The following is a 23,381-nucleotide window of genomic DNA, read 5'->3' as shown; positions in this document are numbered from 1 at the left end:
GCGACTCTGCCCGCGCGGCCAGTCTGGCAGCACCAGGAGACTTTGTCGATGACTTTATTTAAGTCGTACGCAAAGAGGAGGGGTCAGCGGGCGAGGGGCTCTCGCACGAGGGATTCGAGGGGCATGATCGCCGCCCCGAGGGCGACGCTGTCGCCGCCGAACGTCGATGCGATGAGGTCGACGGCGCTTCCCGGACGCTCGAGCGAGTTCGCTCGCACCGCATCCAGGAGCCGCTCACCGAGGCGCTCCATGAGCCGCAGGCCCACCCATCCGCCGACCACGATCCGCTCGGGATTCGCGAGGTTCACCAGGCTTCCGAGGGAGGCGCCGAGCGTGCGCAGCACGTCGTCGACGATCGCGACGGCGCCCGGATCACCCGCATCCGCGGCGTCCAGCAGCTCGCCGATCGCGTTCCAGCCGCTGCCTTCGAAGCTCGCGCCGGTGTTCCTCCAGGCGTCGAGGATCGCACCCGCTCCGACGTACGCCTCCACGCAACCGCGGCCGCCGCATCGGCAGAGTGCCCCGTCGCGCTCGATCTTCGTGTGCCCCCACTCGGCCGCACTGCTCGTGGCTCCGCGCTGCAGGCGGCCGTCCGCGATGATGCCGAGGCCCACGCCGCGCCCGAGCAGCACGACGAGCGCGTGCTGAACACCGCGCGCCGCGCCGAACCACAGCTCCGCCATCGCCTGGGTTTTCGCGCCGTTCTCGGCGAAGACGGGAACATCCGCGTGGATGAGGTCGCGCACCGCGACGGCGTCCCAGCCGAGGCTCTGCGCGTAGAGCGTCTGCTCGCCATCCGGGCCCGTCTCGACGATGCCGGGAAGGCCGAGGCCCACCCCGACGAGCGACGGCCACAGCTCGCCGTGCCGCTCGCGCAGCGCCGCGAGTGCGTCGTCGAGGTCGTGCGCGATGGTCTCCGGGCTCTCCTCGTCGCGGCCCCCGCGGAACTCGCGATCGATGCGCGTCATCGACAGGTCGAAGAGCTCCACCGCGACGCCGCGCTCGCCGACATCCGCACCGATGAGGTACGCGCCCTCCGGCCGCGGTTCGACGACCGCGATAGGGCGGCCGCCGCGGGATGCGATCGAGCCGGTCTCGTGCACGAGCCCTTCGGCGACGAGGTCGCCGACGATGTTGGTCGCGGATGCGAACGAGAGCCCGCACTCCCGCGCGAGGTCGCCACGGGTCGTGCGCCCCGACTGGAGGATGTGCGCGAGCACCTGTCCGCGGTTGCGCTGGCGGAGCGAGCTGACCGTCGCCGATTCGGCCGCGGGTCCGCCCGCGCGCCCGGGACGGACGTCGACCATGGACCCGAAGATATCAACCACCGCGCGCTCCGAGCTCGAGCCGCTCGAGAGTCACGGCGCGCTCGGCGACCACCCGGATGCCTCGAGGCGACGGGACGATGCGCACCTCGGCGGCGCCTCCGGCCGCATCGATCGCGCGCACGGCGGCGACGTCGCCGAACCTCTCACCCTCGAACTCCAGCCAGTCGCCGGGCGCGAGATCGACGACGAGCCGCTCCGCCGGGGCGTAGGCGCGGCCGTCGGTCTGCTCGAAGGGATTCGCGGGGTTGCCGCCCGGAAGCGCGAAGCGGATGCCGGCGGCCTCGTCCTCGCGGATGCCGGCGAGCGCCGCTCCGTCCGCCACCTCGAACGACTCGCCCGCGCCGCGGAACCCGAAGCCCCACGCGGGCACGACGACCGGCGCGACTCCCGTGAGGGCCGCGACGATCTCGGGCTGCCACCGGCAGTTCTCGATCCGCATGGCGTCGAGCAGGTCGTCGAGGATGCGGCCCGCGTCCGGCACGTCGCCTCCCCCGGTCGCCTGGATCATCCGATCCCACCCGGCGGGCGGCACGATCGACGCGGGCGAGGTGCGGGTGTCGATCTTCTTCCACGGCCAGAAGTTCCAGCCGATGCCCTCGGACTCGTAAAGCCGGAAGGCGGTGTAGAGCCATTCGAGGGTGTTCTCGCCACCCTCCCCCATGTAGATCGGCAGCCCGAGTCGATCGCGGGCTTCGAGGAAGGGGGCGATCGACGCGCGATCGGGCGCGGACCAGTACTTGTGGAATTGCAGGGCCGAGTTGTCGTCCCACACCTCGGTGAAGATCGACCAGTTGGTCGCCCAGTGGCTGCCCTCGTACATGAGCAGGTGATCGGGGTCCACGGCGCGGATCTCGCGCGTGAGGTCGCGGTAGAGCTCCGCGAGCTCGTCGCCGAAGCGGTGCTGCCACTCGTTCGGCAGCGGCTCGTTGAGCAGGTCGTAGCCGAGCACGGTCGTGTCGTGCGCGTAGCGCTCCGCGAGCGCACGCCAGAGCCGCAGGGTGTTGCGGCGGTACCGCTCGTCGAGGAACAGCTCCGGGCGGCCGAGCGAGTCGTCGATGTTGGTGCCCGTCTGGCCGCCGGGCGCGCCGTGCAGGTCGAGCAGCACCCACAGCCGGTGATCGCGGCACCATCCGATGAGGCGGTCGATGAGCGCGAGCCCCTCCTCGATCATCGAGCCGTCGTCGCGCTGCACGACACGCGCGTTGATCGGCACCCGCACGTGGTCGAACCCGCTCGCCGCGATGAGTGCGATGTCCGCCTCCGAGACGAACGCATCCTGGAAGCGCGACCAGAACGCCTCCGCGCGCTCGCGCCCCACGAGACGATCCACGAGCGCCTCGATCTCGCGCGGCGACTCGGCGCCGGGCCCGAACCGCCACATGTACCCCTCGGGGAGCAGCCAGTTGCCGAGCCCGACGCCGCGCAGCAGGAGCTCGTTCCCCGCGGCGTCGACGAACGCCGCGCCGCGCGCCCGCACGAACCCGTCGAGGTTCGCGGGTCGCGGCGAGAAGGCGGATGCGGCGTGGGCAGCGGGCACGGCAGGGTCCTTTCGAGGTCGGGTCATTTGAGCCCCGAGAGGGCGAACCCCTGCACGACGTAGCGCTGGAACAGCACGAACACGAGCAGCACGGGGACGACCATGATCGAGGCGGCTGCCATCTGCAGCGCGGGGTCGACGGCGAGCTGCTGGTTGAGGAGCGCGAGACCGACGGAGAGCGTGTAGAGCTTCTGGTCGCTCGCGATGATGAGGGGCCAGAGGAAGCTGTTCCATCCGGTGATGAAGGCGAGCACCGCCTGCACCGCGAGGATCGGCTTCGACATCGGCAGCACGATCTGCGCGAAGGTGCGCAGCTCGCCGGCACCGTCGACCCGCGCCGCCTCGAGGATCTCGTCCGGGATGGTCGACATGAACTGCCGGAAGAGGAACACCCCGAACCCCGAGACGAGCGTCGGCAGGGCGATGCCGATGAGCGTGTTCGTGAGCTTCATGCCGTTGAGGATCAGGTAGGTCGGGATCATCGTGACCTGCACCGGGATCATGAGCGTCGCGAGCACGAGGAAGAACAGCCCGCGGCTGCCGCGGAACCGGAACTTCGCGAACCCGTATCCGGCCATCGCCATGAAGAGCAGCCCGAAGGCGCCGATCAGCACCACGAGCACGGTGTTCAGCAGGTAGCGGCCGAAGTCGAGCTCCACGAACAGATGCACGAAGTTGTCGAGCGTCGGCTCCTGCGGCAGCAGCGTCGGCGGGTAGTCGATCGCCTCGCGCTGCGGCTTGAACGCACCGCTCACCATCCAGAACAGCGGGAACGCGGTGAGGAGCGCCCCGACGACGAGCACCGCCAGGATCGCAGCGGATACCGCACGCCGCCGCACGGCCTCAGGGCTTCTCATCACGCCTCCGGATGCGCAGCTGCACGAGCGTGATCGTCGCAATGATCACGAACAGCACGAGCGAGCCGGCGCTCGCGTAGCCGAACTGATTCAGGCGGAAGCCCTCCTTGTAGAGGAACACCGAGACCGAGGTCGTCGCGCCGAGCGGGCCGCCGTCGGTGAGCACGAACGGCTCGTCGAAGAACTGCAGCCAGGCGATCGTGGTCGTCACGGTCACGAAGAAGATGGCGAAGCCGAGCAGCGGCAGCACGATCGAGCGCGTGGTGCGCCACTCCCCTGCGCCGTCGAGCGCGGCGGCCTCGCGGTACTCCCGCGGCACCCCCTGCAGGGCCGCGAGGAAGATGATGATGTTGAGGCCCGTGCCGCGCCAGATCGCGACGAGCGCGACCGAGAACTTCGCGAGCCACGGATCCGACAGCCACTGCACCTGGCCGATGCCGAACCACGAGAGCACCCAGTTGAACAGCCCGAACTGGGTGTTGTAGAGGTATCCCCAGACGAGCGAGATGGCGACGATGCCGGTGACCGCGGGCACGAAGTAGAACGACCGGAGTGCTCGTGCGATGCGCCCGTCGCTGCGGTCGAGCAGGAGGGCGACGGCGAGCGAGAGGAACACGATCGACGGCACGCCGATCACGCCGAACAGGGCGGTATTGCCGAGCGCCCTCCAGAAGTCCGGGTCGTTCGCGAGCGCCACGTAGTTCTCGAAGCCGATGAACTCGACGTTGCTCCAGTTCGCGAGCCCCGAGATGTTCATGTCGGTGAGGCTCACGAGCGCCGCGACGAGGATCGGCAGCACGCCGAACGCGAGCAGGAGCAGCATCGCCGGGGTGATCAGCAGGTAGGGCGTCAGTGTTCCTCGGCGCATGTCGGTCTCCTCCTCTCGTGTGCGGGTCGTGCGATTCGTGCGTAGCAGGGACGACTGCGGGGCACCCACGGCGGGTGCCCCGCAGTCCGGGGATCAGTTGATCGAGGTGCCCTCGGTCTTGGAGTAGAGCTCCGCGAGCGTCTGATCGCGGTCGGCCCCCGTGAGCACGATCGCGTTGAGCGCCGCGAGCAGGTCGGCACCGGTGGCGCCGTCCCAGTTCGGCACGAGCGGCAGGACGTGCGAGTCGGCGAGCTGCTCCGCGTACACCTGCACGAGCGGGTCGCTCACGAGCGCGTCATCCTGCAGCGCGGCCGACACCGCCGGCAGCTCGCCGTTGATGTCGAACCACGACAGCTGCGTCTCGGGCTCCGACAGGTACTCGAGCAGGTCGAGCGAGCCGTTCGGCTGGTCGGTGTTGTGCCAGACGCCCATGTTCGATCCGGCGAAGAGCGAGGTGCGCGAGGTGTCGCCCGGAACCAACGAGACCTGCCACTTGCCATCGAGCTCGGGGGCGGCATCCGCGATCGACTTCGCGAGGTACGGACCGCTCACGAGCATCGGCGCGATGCCCGAGATGAAGCCCTGCGTCTGGTCGAAGTCGGAGTTCGTCGGAACGCTGCCATCGGCGTAGAGGCCCGTGTAGAGGTCGACGGTCTTCGCGAACTCGGCGGTGTCGAAGTCGACGTTGCCGTCGCCGTCGATGATGTCGCCCCCGAAGGTCCACGTCATGATGACCGGCAGCGGGCTGTCCCACTGCGGGATGTAGTAGCCGTACTGGTCGTCACCGCGGGCGGAGAGGGTGGCGGCATCTTCACGAAGCTCATCCCACGTGGCGGGCGGGGCGTCGATGCCGTTCTCGGCCAGGATGTCGGTGCGCGTGAACAGCACGCGGGTGTCGCTCACCCACGGCACGCTCACCGTTTCGCCGCCGACCTTCGTGGCATCCGCGACGCCGTCGGGGAAGTTCTCGGCAGCGAGCCCCGGGTGGTCGGCGAGGTGGTCGTCGAGCGGCATGAGCGCGCCGGCATCCGCGAAGGTGCGCAGCTTCGACAAGCCGATCTGCAGCAGGTCGGGGCCGGAGCCTGAGGCGACGGCCGTGGTGAGCCGCTCGTCGATCGCGTCCCACGGGATCGCGACGACCTCGACCTCGGTGCCCGTCTCCTCCACGAACGGAGCCACGAGCTGCTCGAAGTTGGCGCCCGAATCTCCCATGATCCAGACGGTGAGCGGGCCGTCGGCGTCTTCGGTGGTCTCGCCACCATCGGATGCGCAGGCCGCGAGGCTCACGGCGAGCCCGGTCGCCGCAACGGCGGCGAGCGAGCGGGTGATGCTTCTCTTCATCGAGATTCCTCTCATCAGTGATCGCTGGTGGTGCTCGGGAGCGACGCTCCCATTGTGGTCAGGCGGTCAGCGGCGTCGCATCGGCCTGGGCTTGGTGCTGCTCGATCGTGCGCCGGTACCAGTGGGCGCTCAGCTTGGGGATGCGCTGCTGGGTGCCGTAGTCGACGAAGACGAGCCCGAATCTCTTGCCGTACCCCTCGGCCCACTCGAAGTTGTCGAGGAAGGACCAGGCGTAGTAGCCCTGCAGGTCGACACCGGAGCGGATGGCGACTGCCGCCGCGTCGAGGTAGCCCCGCAGGTAGGCGACCCGTTCATGGTCGGCGACCACGCCGTCCGGGTCGACGTAGTCGTGGAAGCTGGCGCCGCTCTCGGTGATGTAGATCGGCAGTGACGTGAACTCCCGCGCGACGCGCTGGAGCACCGCGGTGAGCGCGTCGGGCGTGACCGACCAGCCGAACGAGGTGGTGGCGGGTTCGGCGGGCGTCTCGACGAGGTCGAGCGCACCGGAGCCGTCCTCGTGGCGCACGAGCACGCGCTGGTAGTGGTTGACGCCCGCGAAATCGACGGGTGCCGCGATGAGGTCGAGGTCGCCGGGACGGATGACGGCGGCGAGCGCCGGAAGGGCCTCGTGCACCGCAGACGAGTACTCGCCGAGGTACACGGGGTCGAGGAACACGCGGTTGCTCGCGGCATCCTGCCGGGTGGCGGCGGCGCGGTCGGCGAGGGCCGTCGATTCGGGCAGCACGTCGGTGACGATGTTGGTGATGCCGACGCGAGCGGCGGGGCGCACCGTGCGGATGCGGGCGAGCGCGAGACCGTGGGCGAGGTTCAGGTGGTGCGCTGCGGCGACGGCCGCGGTCCAGTCGTGCCGACCGGGGGCGTGCGCGCCTGTTCCGTATCCGAGGAACGCGCTGCACCACGGTTCGTTGAGGGTCACCCACTCGTCGGCGAGGTCGCCGAGGGCGCGGACGGTGCGCTCGGCGTAGTCGGCGAAGCGCTCCGCCGTCGCCCGCTCGGGCCATCCGCCCGCGTCTTCCAGCGGCTGCGGCAGATCCCAGTGGTAGAGCGTCACGAGCGGGCGGATGCCGCGATCCCGCAGCCCGGCGAGAACGTCGCGGTAGAACGCGACCGCCTCGGGGTTCAGCTCGCCCTCGCCCGCCGGCTGCAGGCGCGACCACGAGACCGAGAGGCGGTAGTCGGTCGTGCCGAGCTCGGCGAGCAGATCGAGGTCGGATTCCCAGCGATGGTAGTGGTCGCACGCGATGTCACCGGTGTCGCCGTGGCGCGTGAGGCCGTCGGTGTGGGCGAAGGTGTCCCAGATGCTCGCGCCCCGGCCGCCCTCGTTCGCCGCGCCCTCGATCTGGTAGGCGGCGGTCGCGAATCCCCACCGGAAGTACGGCGGGAACGCGGCGAGGTCGCTGAGCGACGGCTCGGCCGTCAGGCGAGGGGCGATCGTCATTGAAGGGTCTCTCGGGTCATGAGGCGGTGGGCTCCGCTTATTTCACGACTTACAATAACCCTCGGGATAATGCGATGCAAGTGCCTGTCTCGGAGCGTCGGCGGCGGCACTCCCCCGCCCGTAGGCTTGTCGATCATGAGGATCACGGTGCTCGCGGGCGGAGTCGGCGGGGCACGGTTCCTGCTCGGGATGCGCGAGCGCCTCGCGCAGGCGGGCGGCGGTCACGAACTCACCGCGGTCGTCAACACCGGCGACGACGCCTGGGTGGCGGGACTGCGCATCACACCCGACCTCGACTCGATCATGTACGCGCTCGCGGGCGTCAACGACACCGCGCGCGGATGGGGTCGCGAGGGCGAGACGGAGCGCGTGTCGGCGGAGCTCACCGCGTGGGGTGTCGGCTGGCCGTGGTTCACCCTCGGCGACCTCGACCTCGGTGCGCACATCGCCCGCACCTCGTGGCTGCGCGAGGGCCTGCCCCTCAGCACGGCGGTCGAACGACTCACCGCACGCTGGCCGCTCGGGGCGCGCCTGCTGCCGGCCACCGACGATGAGGTCGAGACCTGGGTGCGGGTCGACGACCCGGCCGAGTCGGGTCGCACTATCCACTTCCAGGAGTGGTGGGTCAGGTACCGCTCGAGCCTCGCCGCGCTCGGGTTCGAGCACCGCGGGCAGGCGGAGGCCCGGCCCGCTCCCGGCGTGCTCAACGCGATCGCGGACGCCGACGTGGTGGTGCTCGCGCCGTCGAACCCGGTCGTCTCGATCGGGACGATCATCGACATCCCGGGCATCCGCGATGCCCTGCGCGCGACCTCCGCGCCCGTCATCGGAGTGTCGCCGATCATCGGGGGCGCGGTCGTCCGCGGCATGGCGGATGCCTGCCTCAGCGCGATCGGGGTGGCCACCGCCGCCGACGCGGTTGCCCTGCACTACGGCGCACGCGCATCCGGTGGACTGCTCGACGGCTGGCTCATCGACGAGGTCGACGCGGCGCTCGTGCCCGGCATCGAATCCGGTGGGATCGCGACGCGCGCGGTGCCCCTCTGGATGCGCGACCCGGCCACGAGCTCCGCACTCGCGGACGACGTGCTGAGCCTGGCGGAGGCCGTGCGCGGCTGAGCGCGCGCCGTTCGCGGCGCCCCGCCTACCCGAGCGCGGTCGTGCGCCTGGCGCCGCCGCGGGCCACGACGTCGGCGAGTTGCTCGGGCGTATCCACGTCGCGGCGGAGCCCCGATTCCGCGGGCAGGTCGAGCTCCGCGAGACCCAGGGCGCGGTGGCCTTCCGCCGATCCCGGGCCGAACGCCTCGCGCAACTCCACCCCGCCGCGAGCCGTCACGAGCACCGTGCCGGTCCCCTCGGCATCCGCGACGAACGCGCGATCCACGCCCGCCGCGAGACGCAGCGCGGCATCGAGCTCGGCGGGGTCGAGCGTCGGGACATCCCCCAGCAGCACGGCACGTGGCGACGCATCCGCGACGTCCACGAGACCCGCCGCCACCGCGGCGCGGATCCCCGCGGGCGCGACCTCGTGCACCACCCGCCGCCGGGCACCGTGCTCCGGGAGCGCTCCGACGGCATCCGCGACCCGCTCGTCGGCGGTGACGACCACGACCACCGAAACCTCGGCCGCCGCCGCGACCGCCTCGATCGTGTCGAGCGCGATCGCGAGCGCCGCATCCGGCCCCGCCCCCAGCCGGCTCTTGCCGACCGCGACCGGCTTCACCGGGATCACGACCACCCACCCGGATGACGTGCGGGCGTGCGAGTGCATGTCGGGCATCCCCACATTCTGTAGCCTGGATGAAGCATCACCAGCCGTCGCGCCGATCTGCGCGGCGACATACCGGCCCGGATGTTGGGCGGTTGCGATCGCGAGCTCATCATGCTCGCTCCTTCCCGCTCGCCCTTTTACCCCGAGGTCATTCATGTCCCTGTCCCGTCGTTCCCCTCGCACCGCGATTCTCGTCCGCACGGGTGTCGTCGCCGTCGCGCTCGTCGCGCTCGCCGGATGCAGCACCGTCGCCGCCGAGCCCGCCGCCAGCCCCAGTACCGACGCCGCCGTCTCGATCGAGAACTGTGGCTACCCCGTCACCTTCGAGAGCGCGCCCCAGAAGGTCGTGGCGATCAAGTCGACCTCCGTCGAGATGATGCTCGCGCTCGGAGTCGGCGACCGCATCGTCGGCACGGCGTTCACCGACGGTCCCGTGCCCGAGAAGTGGGCGGACGAGGAGAGCGCGCCCGAGCTCTCGGCGTTCATGCCGAACGAGGAATCCGTTCTCGAGCTCGAGCCCGACGTAGTCTACTCCGGATGGGAGTCGGCCTTCGCCGCCGACGCCGCCGGTACGCGTGAGGAACTGGAGTCGCTCGGCGTCGCGAGCTACGTGCAGCCCGCGGCATGCCGCAGCACGGGCGTTCTGCCGAAGCTCACCTTCGACCAGATCTTCTCCGAGATCGAGGAGGCGGCGTCGATCTTCCGTGTCGACCCGAGCGAACTGCTCGCCGAGCAGCAGGCGACCCTCGACGCGATCCAGCCCGACACCCGCGGACTCACCGCCCTCTGGTACTCCTCCGGCGACGATATCCCCTACGTCGGTGCCGGTCTCGGCGCCCCCGAGCTGATCCTCGAGACGGCGGGCCTCACCAACATCGCCGCCGACGTCGAGAACACCTGGGACTCGCTCGGCTGGGAGGCGATCATCGCCGCCGACCCGGATGTGATCGTCCTCGTCGACGCGAGCTGGAACACGGCCGCCGACAAGATCACGCGCCTCGAGTCGAACCCGGCGACCGCCGAGCTCACCGCGGTGAAGAACAAGGCATACGTGACGGTGCCGTTCCCGGCCGGCGAGGCGGGCGTGCGCACGGTCGACGCGGCGGCATCCGTGGCGGAGCAGGTGGCCGAGCTGCCGTGACCCGCGTCGCCGTCACCGCCACCGTGCTCGGCGCGGCGCTCGTCGCGTCGGTCACGGTGGCGATCGCCCTCGGATCCGCCGACCTCGGTGTCGGCGAGGTCTGGGGGTCGATCGTCTCCCACCTCGGCGGCACCGCGTCGCCGCTCGACGCCCTGCGCGACGGGATCGTGTGGGAGCTGCGGCTGCCGCGGGTGCTCACGGCGGCGCTCGTCGGCGCGGGCCTCGCGGTCGTGGGCGTCGTGATGCAGGCGATCACGCGCAACCAGCTCGCGGACCCGTTCCTGCTCGGGCTGTCGTCCGGAGCCTCGCTCGGCGCGGTGTCGGTGCTGCTGCTCGGCGTGGGGCTGCTGCTGCCGGTCGCTGCCTTCGGGGGTGCGATGATCGCGCTCGTCGCGACCCTGTCGCTCGCGAGCGTCGGCGGGCCGCTGACGCCCGGTCGCACGATCCTTGCGGGGATCGCGGTGCAAAGCTTCGCCGCCGCCCTCACGAGCTTCGTGATCTTCTGGACCGCCACCGGCGACTCCTACCGCGACATCCTCAGCTGGCTGCTCGGCTCGCTCGCGGGAGCCCGCTGGCCCGCCGTCGCGATCGCGGGGGTCGCGATGCTCGTCGTTGGGGTGCCGCTCATGTTCTCCGGACGCGTCCTCGACGGTTTCGCGTTCGGAGACCGCTCGGCCGCCGCCCTCGGGATCCCGGTGGCGGGGGTTCGGTGGACGCTGCTCGCCGCGAGCGCGCTGCTCACCGGCGCCCTTGTCGCCGTCTCGGGTGCGATCGGGTTCGTCGGTCTCGTGCTACCGCACGCGGTCCGGCTGGTGATCGGCCCGGGGAATCGCGCCCTGCTGCCGCTCTCTGCGCTCGCCGGGGCCGTGTTCCTCGTGTGGGCGGACACCCTCGCGCGCACCGCGTTCGACCCGCGTGAGCTACCGGTCGGCATCGTCACGGCGCTCATCGGCGCACCCGTGTTCGCGATCCTGCTGCTGCGTCGCCGGAGCGTCGGATGAGCGCCGTCGAGGTGCGCGACGTCACCGTGCGCGTGGGCGAGCAGGCACTCGTGGACGGCGTCGCGTTCGATGCGCCGGTGGGCGGCTTCACCGCGATCGTCGGCCCGAACGGCGCCGGCAAGTCGACGCTGCTGCGCGCCGTCACCGGGATCGAGCGCGCGGCATCCGGGATGGTGCTGCTCGACGGGGTCGACCTGCTGGCGCTTCCCCGCCGGCAGCGGGCGCGGATCGTGGCGCTCGTCGAGCAGGACGCCACGACCGAGCTGCCGCTCACAGGTCGCGATGTGGTGCGGCTCGGGCGGAGCCCCCACGAGTCGCTGCTCGGCGGGGGCGACGCGGATGCCGCATCCATCATCGAGAGCGCCCTCGCCCGAGCGGGCGCCACCGACTTCGCCGAGCGCGACATCACGACCCTCTCGGGTGGCGAACGTCAGCGCGTCATGCTCGCGCGGGCGCTCGCCCAACAACCGCGCGTGCTGCTGCTCGACGAACCCACCAACCACTTGGACCTCGCCGCCCAGCTCGACATGACCTCCGTGGTGCGCAGCCTCACCGACGGCGGCGTGACCGTGATCGCCGCGGTGCACGACCTCAGCCTCGCCGCCGCGCACGCGGATGCCGTCGTCGTGGTGCAGCACGGTCGCGTCGCCGCGCACGGCCCCACCCTCGAGACCCTGACCCCCGCCCTGATCGGCGACGTGTTCGGGGTGCGCGCCGAGTGGACCCGCAACCCCCTCACGGGGAGGCCGCTGCTCGCGATCGGGTGACGCGGCGGGGTCGGTACAGAATGTGCAAATGCTCGTTCCATATACGCGGCCTGCGCTGCCAGACTTCTCGGCAGTCGAACAACTATTGCGAGAGGCCTGGCTAGCCGAGCGCGTAGCGAACGGCGGACCGATACAAACGCGATTTGAAGCCGAGGCCGCATCGTTCTTCGGAGGGGCTTCGCTAATGGCGGCCTCCGGCACCGCTGCCATACAGCTCGCTGTCGCGACGCTCACGCGCGGCGGCGAAGTGATCGTGCCGGCGTTCACTCACCCGGCAACGATTCAAGCCGTGCTTCGTGCGGGTGCTCGACCGGTCGCGGTGGACATCGAGCCAAACCACTTGTCCGTTGATCCCGCAGCGGTTCAGGACGCAATTACGCCAGCCACCACAGCGATCGTGGTTACACACGTCTTTGGCTACCCCGCAGACGTCGAGAGCCTCGAGAAGATATCCAAAGGATCCGATATTCCAGTGATCTACGATGCAGCTGCCGCTGCGGGTACAAGGATCGGCAACCTTCCGCTCACTCATTACGGCGATGCCAGCGCGGTCAGCCTGCACGCCACGAAAGTGCTGAACGGTATCGAAGGCGGCCTCCTTGTTTCACGGAACCCGTGCCTCATCGATGAGGCACGAATGCTTTCGAACTTTGGGATCCGGCGCGGACGGGGAGCAGACCCGAGGGGGTTCAACGCCAAAGCAAACGAGTTGACCGCAGCAGTGGCAACCATCTCCCTCCAGCAGATTGAGTCAGAAATGCGTGCCCGTCGCGCTGTCCTAGATTTGTATTGGGAACGACTGGAAGGTCATGACACGATCCACATGCTGAGGCCCTCTGCGGAATTGGCCTACAATGGTAGCAACTGCGCTGTGCGTCTCGACCGAGGTTCGGGCGATATCGCCGGCGCGGTGAGCAGCGCCCTCCTGAAGCGAGGCATCGAGACCCGCCGATATTTCGCGAAGGAGTACGACTTGGGCACAAGCTCCAGGCACGTAGAAGCAAACCGCGCGAAGGCCGAAGTGATTTGTCTACCCTTGTGGGGGCAAATGCCATCTGATGCAATCGAGATCGTGTGTGAGGCATTGGTTGAGGAGGCAGCTGCCGCCAATGCGTGACTACGGCAGGTCGATGCGCCGGCGAAGGATACCGGCGTGGGTCATATCGTTGACCAAGCTCCTGGTTGCGGCTTCTTTCCTTTTCGCGCTGCTGATGAACCTCGAGGCAACGCCTGCCGTTACCGTCTGGGCGATTATCGCCTGGTTCCTCGACGCGTTGTTCGAAGGGTTTCGTAGGCGTGAACCCAAGAAGCGCATCATTTTTGTAGGTGGCACTGACGACGACATCTTCGAGACGAACCTGCTGGACGGGTTTAGGGAGAGCATACGTTCCGTTCCCGGAGAGTTGACCGTGTCGCGCCCGCCGCTTAATAGCCCCCGAACTGAATTCCAGAAGGTTACGCTCGCCTCAGAGGAAGCCAAGAGGGCGCACGCCCTGGTGATCATTCCGGCTCACGACAGCGACGAAATCTGGAGCCCCCTCGCAGACTTCCTCAGGCGCGGAACAGCGGTGGTGGTGCTTGACATCAAGCCGCCATCTGATTATTTCCGGTCAAGAGGTGCACCAGACCCGATCTTCGTGGCATCCGACTTCGAAGCTGGCGGGACTTTGGCGGGGCAGGCGCTTGTCGAACGACTACGCCAAGACCCGACCGCTCGAGCGCACGTGCTGATTGGACCAATGGACTCTCATCCAGGCGCGGGTCGCAGCGCGCGAGTGATGCTCGCATTATCCGATGCGAAGCTCTTGCCACGAGTCACAACCACAACCCTCAAGAGCTGGAGTAATGATCACGTTTCCGAACCGATCGAAGACATCCGCAGGCAGCTGAGCGATTCGAGTGGGCGCCTCGTGGTCTTCGCAGCGGATGACCGAACCGCCCTCACGATTGCGCGCAAGTTGAAACCCAAGGAACTCAAGCGGACATCATTTGTCGGCTACGACGGAACCACTAGCTCTGTCGGAAAATACGTGATCTCGCAAGCGGGAGTATCGTTCGCCACGGTTGACACCGACGCAAGGGGGCAGGGAAGGGACGCCGCGGTTGCCTTGACGGACGTCTACAACAGGAGGTGGCCCGTGGCCCGAGTACGACTGACCCCACCCAAGATCGTTCCGTTCCAGGAGTGAAGGTCGCGTTCATTTCTCAGCCGGGACTTGGTCATCTGACCGGTCTCGGCCGACTTGCACAGGAGTTCCTTCAGTCCGGGCACGAAGTGGTGGCGTTCGGAGCTCCTAGCGTGGCCGCGTACTTCTCTTCTGCTGGAGCTCGCGCGAGAGCGGCGGCAGAGGAACCGCCCGGAAGCGCAAGCGAGTTCACCCGAGGACTCATTCCCGACTACGGTGCCCTATCTAGCGAGGAGCGACTCGTCGCACTGAGAAACCGAGTATCGATCGGGCACCGTGCAGATGGGCTGATTGATGGTCTTCGGCTGGCCATGAGGGAAACGCAACCCGACCTCGTGATCCGTGACTCTACCGAGATCGCTAGTTGGCTCGTGGCCGACGAGATCGGCGTTCCACATCTTGCGTTCGACGTTAGCCATCATTGGTCAGAGAAGGACTGGTGGGTCAGATGCGGCGACTCGATCGGCGCCCTCCTGGGTCGACGCCAGATTCGTCAGCCCGGCTCGATGTATCGCTATGGCCTCATCTCGAACTCACCCAGCTTTCTTTCGCGACGCGAGAGTCCACCTCCATCGACCTACCGTGTCCGCCCTGAATTTCTCGAGCCAGGCAGACAGCTGAAGTCTCGACAGAGTCCGAGCGAAGCGCCCCATGTGTATGCAACATTCGGCTCCGTGTATCGGCCAGACACCCGCACAACTCGAGAGCTGCTTCGTGCAATTGGGGCCAAGTACAGGCTTGTGGTGGCGGGCTTTGACGCGAGGAGGGCTCGAGCGGCACTACGTCCGCAGACACCATTCATGGATGGGTGCATCGCGGTCATATGCCATGGAGGCAGGAGCACTGTGCTTACGGCCGCGCGCGAAGGCGTGGCTGTCCTGTGTCACCCACTGGGATCAGACAATCAGGAGATCGCGGAAGCCGCGAAGGCCGCTGGGATAGGTCGTATCACGACGCTCGACCCGAAAGAAGTCATCGGCCACCTCGAAGAGGTTGGCACCGCTTCGTGGGTTGAGTCACGCAAGGACGTCAAGTCCGGCATTTCCGAGCTCCCGGCTGTGCGCGAACTCGTGGCAACGATCTCCTCGGACTTCTCCTGACGCAACAAACGCCGGGTCAGTCGTCGGGGCGCCAGCGCTTCAGCAGCGAGCTGGGCAGGAAGATCGCGCCGAGGCGGGTGCGCAGGTCGCTCGCGCGGGCGATCGTGCGGCGCGCGGCCTGCACCTCATCCGTGGTCACGGCGCCCGCATCCGGACGGCCGTAGGCGGCCACCTCGACACTGCCCCGCAGGGCGGCGAGCCCCGCTCCGTCGCCGACGGCCGCCGTGAGACGGTCGGCGAATCCCCGCGGCGTCTCCGACAGCGGGGCGGTCCAGCCGTGATCGTGGGCGGTGTCGCGCAGCTCATCCCACGCGGCGCGCGCCGGGTCGCGACCGCTGCGGATACGGGCGTATCGCATCCGCCGGATCGTCAGGCGGATCACGGCGGGAATCAGCGCCACTACGAGCAGCCCGAGCGCGATGCCGCCGCCGACGCCGGTCGCCGACGCCGCCGTCTCCGCGGGCGTCGCGGGATCGGCCCCCAGGTTCTCGTCCTGTGGGCGGGCGCCGGGAGTCGCCGACGAGGTGGGCACGGGCGTTGCCGTGCTCTCATCCTCCGGGGTCGCCGGGTCGTCCACCGGCACAGATCCGTACGACGGAACCGAGCCGCGGCCCGGCGTCGGCTCGAAACGCAGCCAGCCGATGCCCTCGAAATACAGCTCGGGCCACGCGTGCAGATCGTTCGAGCTCACGACGAACTGCGAGCGGCCGTCGCGCACGTCGCGCTCCCCCGGCTGGAAGCCCACGGCGATCCGCGAAGGGATTCCCACCTCGCGCGCCATCACGGCCATCGCGGAGGCGTAGTGGACGCAGTACCCGGTCTTGCGGTCGAGGAACACGGCGAGCGCATCCATCCCGGATCCGTCGAAGCCTTCCTCCACGGGGGCGTCCTCGGAGTAGGTGAAGGGTTCGGAACGCAGGTAGTTCTGCAGTGCGAGCGCCTTGTCGTACGCCGATCCGCCACCCGCCGTCACGGTTCGAGCCGTCTCGCCGATGATCTCGGGTACGTCGTCCGGAAGGTCGAGCGACTGCCGCGGCGCCGTTCCGCCCACGACGGTCTCGGCGAGCTGGGCGTCGGTGGGGTCCACCTCGAGGAACTGGACCGTGTAGTCCTGGCCCCGCGCGCTATCGCCGTCCGACCGGATCGTCAACCCGTCCGGTTCGGTGTACCAGGCGCCCGAGACCCCCTCGATGCCCGTCGCCGGATACGGGACCGGCAGCCAGCGGCTCCGCACCTGCGACACCCGCACATCAGCGTCCACCTGCTCGCGCGGGATCCCCGTTCCGAGGCCGGGCGGCTCGGGGAGCTCGGCGATGTCGCCCGCCTGCGCAACGTCGCTGAGAGCCGGACCCCAGGTGTCGCCGGTGAAGTTCCCGAGCGTCGTCAGACGCAGGTACACCGGACCGGAAGCGGTGCTCGTGTAGGTGAGCGCGAGCACCGGATCGCCGCGCCGCAGGTCATCGCCGAGGGTGATGAGCGGATTAAGCCCCGCCGTGAGACCGCCGACCGGCGAGGATGCCTCCTCGCCGACCCGCGGGAGCGCGCCCGGTGCGAGAAGCGCCGCGACGAGCGCGATCAGCCCGGTCAGCGCGACCGCCGGCCTCGAGTCGCGGCGGGTGTCGACGTGGAGCAGGGCCAGGAAGCAGACAGCGGCGACCACGAACCACAGCGGATCGGTGAGGCCGGACCGCACGACCATCGGCACGATCAGCACGGCCGCGAACGGCAGCGCCACCATCGCCGGAGCATGAGACGCGACGAAGATCTCAGCCGCCCACGCGCACAGCCCGGTGAGTGCGGCGATGAGCATGACGATGCCCACCTCCGCGGTCGCGGGGGCGCGCTGCTCGACGATCGAGGCGATGCCGGAGTCGACGACGGTCTGGAGCCGCGCGACGGTGTCGAAGGTGGGGATCACCCCCAGGATCGCGGTCTCGCGGGCGAACGACAGCGTCACGAGCATGACGCCCGCAATGAGCCCGACGAGGGGCGGTAGCAGCAGGCTGCGCATGAGCGCCCGCGCCACCGTCGTCGCGGAGACGATCACGATCGCGAAGAGCGCCCCCGCGAACCACCACCACACACCCTCGAGCAGCACGTGGAGTCCCGCGAGCGCGGCGAGCAGGCCCGCGATCGCGAGCGCCAGCCGCGCGAGGTGACGTTCGGGGAGGCGCCGCTCGCGTTGCGGGACGCGCCGTGGTCCGCCGCTCGAGGTCGGCACGGCGCCGGGGCTGGGGCGGAGGTCAGTGAGCGCCACGGATGAACCCCGCCTCCGTCGCCGACGACCGCCACGCGTCTCCGGGATCATCGCTCGCAGCCGCATCGACGCACACCCATCCGGCGTCCGCGAAGCGCTCCCGGGCGGATGCGCGCATCCCCAGCAGGAACACGGCCCCCGCCTGACCCGGACGGCGCTGCCGCAGTACCCACTCCACGACGTCCTCGTCGGCATCCGCGAGGATCGCGAACGTCGGACCGCTCGCGTCGGGACCAGCCGACGGCAGCTCGCCCTCTTGGCGGCGATCGAGCAGACGGACCGACGCGAGGCTCGTGAGGAACGCCTCCACACGCTGGCCGCCCTCCCACCTCTCTCCGATGTCGACCACCTGCGGGGCGCCGGTCTCGACGATCCCGACGCGGAAACCCTGCTCGTCGAGGTGCACGGCGAGCGAGGCGAGCATCCGCACCGCCCACTCGAACGCCTCGCTGTGGGCCGTGCGCGGCCAGGTGATGTCGTCGGCCTCGGCATCCGGGTACCCGCCGAGGCGGGTGTCGACCACGATCCGCGCGTCGGGGTGGCTGCGGTGCTCCTCCTGCCGCACCATGAGCTCGCCGTGCCGGGCGGATGCGCGCCAATGCACGCGACGCAGCGCATCGCCGTGCCGGTACTCGCGGGTCGAGAGGTCATCGTCGTTGCCGACCGCGCGCCGCTGCACGAGTTGTGCCGTGCCGTCCCCGTCGATCAGCACAGGGCCGCCCTCCGGAAGCGGGGTGACGGCCGGCACGACCGTGAGCCTGTCGACGTCGCCGACAGCGGTGAGAGCGCGTGCCATCCCGAACGGATCGGCGTGCTCGACGACGAGCGGACCTACCGGGAACAGGCCCCTTCGAGGGGGATGCAGCTCGAATCCGATCTCCACCGTGCGTTGCGCGACGGTCCCCGAGCGGATCGTGTCGATCGTGTGGGCGGGCAGAGCCTCCCGCCACGGGACGGTGTCGTCGGTGCGCAGCACCGGTGTCGCGAGCGAGCTCGCGTTATGCACACGCAGCGTCACATGCGTGGTCGACCCGGCCGCGACCACCGGCGGGGAGAACAGACGCACGACGCCGAGATCCGGACGACGGATGCGCGCGACGAGCAGGCCGCCGAGCGACAGCAGCAACGCGAGCGAACCCGCGACGAGCAGCTCACCACGACCCGTCGTGTAGCCGAGCACGAGACAGACGAGCCCGACGACGATCGCCACCCAGCCGCGCGCTGTGAGACGCAGGCGACGCCTGCGGCGCAGCAACGAGGGGGCGGACACGGGAGGACCGACGCTCAGGCGGGACCGGATGCGCCGAGCGGCACGGGCGTCGACCGCACGATCCGCGCCGCGATCTCGGCGAGCGCCTCGCGACCGAACCCGGATCCGGTGGACTTCGCCGGCATCAGACGGTGGGCGAGCACCGGCACGGCGAGCGCGTCGATGTCGTCGGGCAGCACGAAGTCGCGGCCGTCGAGCGCCGCGCGGGCCTTCGACGCCCGCACGAGCTGCAGGGTGGCGCGGGGACTCGCGCCGAGCCGCAGTTCGCGGTCGACGCGGGTCGCGGCGGCGATCGCGACCGCGTAGTGCTCGACGGCGGGGCTCACGAATACGTCGCGGACGGTGAGGATCATGCGCCGCAGCCGCTCGATCGTGACGACCGGCGAGAGGTCGTCGAGCGGGCTGCCCTGCTGGCGGGTGCGGAGCATCGCGATCTCGTTCGCGGCATCCGGGTAGCCCATCGAGATCCGCGCCATGAAGCGGTCGCGCTGGGCTTCGGGGAGGGCGTAGGTGCCCTCCATCTCGACCGGATTCTGGGTGGCGATGACGGTGAACGGGCGGGGAAGGTCGTAGGTGGCGCCGTCGACCGAGACGTGGTGCTCCTCCATCGACTCGAGCAGAGCCGACTGGGTCTTCGGGCTCGCGCGGTTGATCTCGTCGCCGATGACGATGTTCGCGAACACGGGGCCCGGCTTGAACTCGAACTCGCGGTCGGCCTGGTTGAAGACCGAGACGCCCGTGATGTCCGAGGGCAACAGGTCGGGGGTGAACTGGATGCGGTTCACCGTGCAGTCGACGCTGCGCGCCAGGGCGCGGGCCAGCATCGTCTTGCCGACGCCGGGCACGTCCTCGACGAGCAGATGCCCCTCGGCGAGCAGCACGGTCGTGGCGAGCTCGACGACGTCGCGTTTGCCGTCGATGACGGTCTCGACCGCGGCCATCACCGCCCGCGAATCGAGGAGGAACTCGGGCAGCGGCAGGGCCCCCGTGGAGGTCTCGGCGTCGATGCCGACATCCTCCCCGGAATCGGGTACGCGATCCATCGTCCGAGTCTCGCACGGGCCTTCGGATCCGTCACGTGCCTGAGGGGACGCAAAGTGCTCGAGACACGGCGTGTCTCGGGCACTTTGCGTCCCCTCCCCCGGGTGGCCGGGCGACAGGGTCGGCGCGGTGGAGTCAGGGGGCCGAGCGGCCCGCGGCGAAGCCCTCGTCGTAGGCCTCGCGGGTGCCGAGGCGGAACAGGTCGCGCTCACTCGGCCGCACGAGGGCGCGCGCGCCGGGGGCGTCGAGGTCCGTCACGAGGTGGCCGAGCCCCCGGATCACCGCCACCGGTCGCCCGTCGGCCTTCCCCTTCACGAGCTCCGCAGCGGCCGCCAGCTCATCGGCTATCGCCGGCGCCGTGACAGCCAGCGGGTGCCCATGCGCGTCGACCGTGCCGGCCAGGTCGTTGAGCACCACGACCCCCGCCGCACCGATCGCCGCATCCGTCTGCCCTTCGCGCCACGGGCGCCCCATCGTGTCGGTGAGGATCACCCCCACCCGCACGTGAAACCGCACCCGCAGCACCTCGGCGATGTGCCGGGCGGAGCGGTCCGGCTCCTCCGGCAGCAGCAGCACGTGCCCCGCATCCACGTTCGACGCGTCGACGCCGGCCGCCGCCATCACGAGGCCCTGCCGGTTCTCGACGATTCGGGTGATGCCGCTGCCGTCGGCGTGCGCGCGCGTCGCGACGACCCGCACCGTTTCGGCGGTGATCGCATCCTCCCGGTCCTCCGCCGGGTACAGGCGCCCTTCGGCTTTGGAGACGATCTTGCTCGTCACGGCGATGATGTCGCCATCCTCGATCACCGGCGCGAGCGCGTCGCCGAGGAGGCCGGCGAGGTCGTCGCCGGGCCGGAATTCGGGCAGCCCGAGCAGGGCGAACACGCTGAACGCGGGGCCGGTGTGGGTCACGGATCCATTGTCCTCACTCCGGGCGCCAAACGTGCCGGATGTCAGCACTCAGCCGCGAAGCGCGGGCAGCACCTCGCGCCCGAAGACGTCGATGAACGCCTCCTGGTCACGCCCGACGTTGTGTAGGTAGATGCGGTCGAACCCCAGATCGAGGTGGCGCTGGATGTGGGCACGGTGCACGTCGGGGTCGTCCGAGATCAGCACGCGCCCCTCGAAGTCCTCCGGCCGCACGCTGCGGGCGATCTGCTCCAGCTCGTACGGCGAGCGGATGTCGGACTTCGGGAAGCGCATCCCCGCGTTCGGCCACTCGGCGAGCGCCGCGCGCACCGCCTCCTGGTGTGTGGGCGCCCAGCTGACGTGGAGGCGCAGGATGCGGGTCTGCGTGCGCGGATCCCGGCCCACCTCCCGGCCGCCCTCCGCGAACCGCTGCAGCAGGGGCGCGATCTTGTCGACCGGGGCGCCGTCGATCACGATCCCGTCCACCGTGCGACCGGCCCGCTTCGCCGTGACCGGCCCCGCCGTGCCGATGAGGATCGGCGGCGCGGTGCGGGGCATCGTCCAAAGCCGCGTGGACTCGAGCTTGTAGTACTGCCCCTCGTGCCGCGCGTCGCGCCCCGAGAGAGATGCAGCGAACAGCTTCTTGATGAGGTCGACCGCCTCGAACATCCGGTTGATGCGCTCCGGCGCCTCCGGCCAGTACCGCCCGACGATGTGCTCGTTGATCGCCTCACCGGATCCAAGCCCCAGCCAGTGCCGCCCCGGATACATGGCGGCGAGGGTCGCGGATGCCTGCGCGACCATCGCCGGATGCCAGCGGAACGTCGGGGCGGTGACGGTGCCGAGATCGCCCGTGGTCACCTGCCCGAGCGCCGAGAGCACGTTCCACATGAAGCTCGCCTGCCCCTGCTGCGGAGTCCACGGCTGGAAGTGGTCGGCCGCCATCACCCCGGTGAAGCCTGCGGCCTCGGCCTTCTGCGCGAGCGCGATGACATCGTTCGGCGCGAAACGCTCGAGCATGCCGGCGTAGCCGATGTGAGGGGTCACTCCCCTATTCTCTCGTGCCGCGCGCCGCATCCCTCTGCAGCGAGATGCTCGGCTCCGGAGCTCACCTCAGCGCCGCCATCACCTCCGCCACGAGCGCCACCTCCGACGGCGCGTCGTCCGCAACGGGCGTGAACCCCATCCGCACCACCACGAGTCCCTCCGACGGCACCAGGATCAGCTTCTGGCCGTCGTGGCCGGATGCATAGAAGGTGTCGTCGGGCAGTTCCGGCCAGCGGAGCGAGCCGTCGGGCAGCTCGTTCATGCGCCACCCCATCCCGAAGCCGGGGTCGTCGGTGGCCGAGACGTCGGTCACGGTGAGGCTCCGGCGGATCCAGTCGTTCGGCAGCAACTGCTCGCCGTTCCACGCGCCGGCCTGCATGGCGAACTGGCCGACCGCCGCCCAGTCGCGCGGGGTCGCCCACATGTACGACGAGCACACCGGCACGCCTGACGCATCCGGCTCCATCACAGCCGACGACAGGCCGAGCGCCTGGAACAGGGTCGCGCGGGGCAGATCGGCGCCGAGCCCCGTGCGCTCGGCGAGCACCGAACAGAGCAGCGTCGTCGATCCGGATGAATACTGCTGCACCTCCCCCGGCGAATGCGCGAGCGGCAGACTCGCGACGTACCGCCCCATGTCGGATTCGAGGTACAGCATCCGGGTGATCGGCGTGCCGAGGTCGTACGTCTCGTCCCAGGTGAGGCCGCTCGTCATCCGCAGCAGCTGCTCCACCGTGATGTCGGCGCGCTCGTCCGTCCACTCCGGCCGCAGGTGGTCATCCTCCAGCGCCACCACGCCCTGCTGCACGAGCATGCCGGTCATGAGTGAGGTGACCGACTTCGACATCGACCAGCCAAGCTGCGGCGTCGACGCGTCGAAGCCGTCCGCGTAGCGCTCCGCGACGAGTTCGCCGTTCTTCACGATCACGACCCCGCGGGTGCCGAGCGCCTCGGCGTCTTCCGCCGAGAGCTCCGACCCGAACGCCCTATCGAGGGCCGCCTCGAGTTCCGGGTCGGCCTCCGACACGACTGCCTCCGTGAACGGATTGCCCGCCGAGCTCACCTCCGTCGGCGACCCGAGGTCGAGGGCAGCGGATGCGAGCGTGCAGCCGAAGCCGGGCGTGTAGCGCGCCTGTTGCGGCGTGCCGACGCCCAGGATCGACGCGGTCGCGACGGCCCCCGCCGACCGCACGTCGAGGTACGGCACGAGCGGATTCGGCGGCAGGTCCGTCGCCGGATCCTCGCGCCCCGCCACCCGCTCGACCGCGCACGCGTTGTGGGCCGCGTAGCCGGTTCCGGTCAACAGGATCGGCCCCTGCCAGAGGTACACGCCCGTGAGAGCGACGACGAGCACGAGCGCGAGAGAGGCGGCGACGATGCCGGCCCCACGGAGGAGACGCATGACGGGATGCTAACCCGCGGTATTCGGTATTGCTATCTACCGGTACTCAGTGTTACCGTCTACCGGTACTCACCAACACTGAGTAGTGGAAAGGAGCTC

20 protein-coding genes are annotated in these 23,381 nt (G+C 69.7%); 7 read left to right on the top strand and 13 right to left on the bottom strand.

All coding sequences use genetic code 11. From position 1 onward, the window contains the following. Positions 1-83: 83 nt before the first annotated feature. From FVQ89_RS08940 to FVQ89_RS08915, 6 genes are all read right to left on the bottom strand, one after another. Positions 84-1,307, bottom strand: coding sequence for an ROK family transcriptional regulator (locus FVQ89_RS08940; RefSeq protein WP_147901628.1), 1,224 nt, complete (start codon positions 1,305-1,307; stop codon positions 84-86). A gap of 13 nt (positions 1,308-1,320) precedes the next feature. Next, a complete protein-coding gene (locus FVQ89_RS08935) occupies positions 1,321-2,865 on the bottom strand; it encodes a glycoside hydrolase family 5 protein (RefSeq protein WP_255513522.1) in 1,545 nt (514 codons plus the stop codon). Positions 2,866-2,888: 23 nt separating this feature from the next. Beyond that, positions 2,889-3,722, bottom strand: coding sequence for a carbohydrate ABC transporter permease (locus tag FVQ89_RS08930; protein ID WP_147901626.1), 834 nt, complete (start codon positions 3,720-3,722; stop codon positions 2,889-2,891). Beyond that, positions 3,709-4,590 (bottom strand): carbohydrate ABC transporter permease, encoded by an 882-nt coding sequence (locus FVQ89_RS08925; protein ID WP_147901625.1) that lies wholly within the window; start codon positions 4,588-4,590, stop codon positions 3,709-3,711. The genes FVQ89_RS08930 and FVQ89_RS08925 overlap by 14 nt, the downstream gene beginning before the upstream one ends. Positions 4,591-4,683: 93 nt before the next feature. After that, positions 4,684-5,931, bottom strand: a complete 1,248-nt coding sequence (locus FVQ89_RS08920) for an extracellular solute-binding protein (protein WP_147901624.1) — start codon at positions 5,929-5,931, stop codon at positions 4,684-4,686. A gap of 58 nt (positions 5,932-5,989) precedes the next feature. Next, on the bottom strand, positions 5,990-7,390 hold the full coding sequence (locus tag FVQ89_RS08915) for a GH1 family beta-glucosidase (protein WP_147901623.1): 1,401 nt from the start codon (positions 7,388-7,390) through the stop codon (positions 5,990-5,992). 135 nt (positions 7,391-7,525) lie between these two features. Here FVQ89_RS08915 and cofD point away from each other — a divergent pair, with 135 nt between their 5' ends. After that, positions 7,526-8,509 carry a 2-phospho-L-lactate transferase gene (gene cofD / locus FVQ89_RS08910; protein WP_147901622.1) on the top strand — a complete coding sequence of 328 codons (984 nt, stop codon included), beginning with the start codon at positions 7,526-7,528 and terminating at the stop codon, positions 8,507-8,509. A gap of 25 nt (positions 8,510-8,534) precedes the next feature. Here the strand turns inward: cofD and FVQ89_RS08905 are convergent, their stop codons facing one another. Further along, positions 8,535-9,170 carry an NTP transferase domain-containing protein gene (locus FVQ89_RS08905; RefSeq protein ID WP_255513521.1) on the bottom strand — a complete coding sequence of 212 codons (636 nt, stop codon included), beginning with the start codon at positions 9,168-9,170 and terminating at the stop codon, positions 8,535-8,537. Between the two features lie 145 nt (positions 9,171-9,315). Between FVQ89_RS08905 and FVQ89_RS08900 the strand changes: the two genes are divergently transcribed. Genes FVQ89_RS08900 through FVQ89_RS08875 form a run of 6 tightly spaced genes read left to right on the top strand, consistent with a single transcriptional unit; the run spans position 9,316 to position 15,356 of the window. Next, on the top strand, positions 9,316-10,302 hold the full coding sequence (locus FVQ89_RS08900) for a putative F420-0 ABC transporter substrate-binding protein (protein ID WP_147901621.1): 987 nt from the start codon (positions 9,316-9,318) through the stop codon (positions 10,300-10,302). After that, positions 10,299-11,303 (top strand): putative F420-0 ABC transporter permease subunit, encoded by a 1,005-nt coding sequence (locus FVQ89_RS08895; protein ID WP_147901620.1) that lies wholly within the window; start codon positions 10,299-10,301, stop codon positions 11,301-11,303. Before FVQ89_RS08900 ends, FVQ89_RS08895 begins: the two co-directional genes overlap by 4 nt. Continuing rightward, a complete protein-coding gene (locus tag FVQ89_RS08890) occupies positions 11,300-12,070 on the top strand; it encodes an ABC transporter ATP-binding protein (RefSeq protein WP_147901619.1) in 771 nt (256 codons plus the stop codon). Before FVQ89_RS08895 ends, FVQ89_RS08890 begins: the two co-directional genes overlap by 4 nt. A gap of 28 nt (positions 12,071-12,098) precedes the next feature. Then, complete coding sequence (locus FVQ89_RS08885; protein ID WP_147901618.1) at positions 12,099-13,187, top strand: DegT/DnrJ/EryC1/StrS aminotransferase family protein; 1,089 nt, start codon at positions 12,099-12,101, stop codon at positions 13,185-13,187. Positions 13,188-13,236: 49 nt separating this feature from the next. Further along, on the top strand, positions 13,237-14,259 hold the full coding sequence (locus tag FVQ89_RS08880) for a substrate-binding domain-containing protein (protein WP_187264980.1): 1,023 nt from the start codon (positions 13,237-13,239) through the stop codon (positions 14,257-14,259). Then, complete coding sequence (locus FVQ89_RS08875) at positions 14,256-15,356, top strand: glycosyltransferase (protein ID WP_147901616.1); 1,101 nt, start codon at positions 14,256-14,258, stop codon at positions 15,354-15,356. Before FVQ89_RS08880 ends, FVQ89_RS08875 begins: the two co-directional genes overlap by 4 nt. A 16-nt stretch (positions 15,357-15,372) precedes the next feature. On the opposite strand, the gene FVQ89_RS08870 is transcribed toward FVQ89_RS08875, so the two are convergent. From FVQ89_RS08870 to FVQ89_RS08845, 6 genes are all read right to left on the bottom strand, one after another. Next, positions 15,373-17,613: a DUF3488 and transglutaminase-like domain-containing protein gene (locus FVQ89_RS08870; protein WP_187264979.1), complete on the bottom strand. Its 2,241-nt coding sequence runs from the start codon at positions 17,611-17,613 to the stop codon at positions 15,373-15,375. Next, a complete protein-coding gene (locus tag FVQ89_RS08865) occupies positions 17,600-18,883 on the bottom strand; it encodes a DUF58 domain-containing protein (RefSeq protein WP_147901614.1) in 1,284 nt (427 codons plus the stop codon). Before FVQ89_RS08865 ends, FVQ89_RS08870 begins: the two co-directional genes overlap by 14 nt. 14 nt (positions 18,884-18,897) lie before the next feature. After that, positions 18,898-19,824, bottom strand: coding sequence for a MoxR family ATPase (locus tag FVQ89_RS08860; RefSeq protein WP_255513607.1), 927 nt, complete (start codon positions 19,822-19,824; stop codon positions 18,898-18,900). Positions 19,825-20,059: 235 nt separating this feature from the next. After that, positions 20,060-20,836 carry a coenzyme F420-0:L-glutamate ligase gene (locus FVQ89_RS08855; RefSeq protein WP_147901612.1) on the bottom strand — a complete coding sequence of 259 codons (777 nt, stop codon included), beginning with the start codon at positions 20,834-20,836 and terminating at the stop codon, positions 20,060-20,062. Between the two features lie 48 nt (positions 20,837-20,884). Further along, positions 20,885-21,880 carry a TIGR03557 family F420-dependent LLM class oxidoreductase gene (locus FVQ89_RS08850; protein ID WP_370454460.1) on the bottom strand — a complete coding sequence of 332 codons (996 nt, stop codon included), beginning with the start codon at positions 21,878-21,880 and terminating at the stop codon, positions 20,885-20,887. Between the two features lie 61 nt (positions 21,881-21,941). Beyond that, on the bottom strand, positions 21,942-23,282 hold the full coding sequence (locus tag FVQ89_RS08845) for a serine hydrolase (protein ID WP_147901610.1): 1,341 nt from the start codon (positions 23,280-23,282) through the stop codon (positions 21,942-21,944). Positions 23,283-23,381 lie beyond the last annotated feature (99 nt).

Source organism: Homoserinibacter sp. GY 40078, from assembly GCF_008017545.1.
Taxonomy (GTDB): domain Bacteria; phylum Actinomycetota; class Actinomycetes; order Actinomycetales; family Microbacteriaceae; genus Homoserinibacter.
This window is presented reverse-complemented; position numbering and strand designations above follow the sequence as displayed.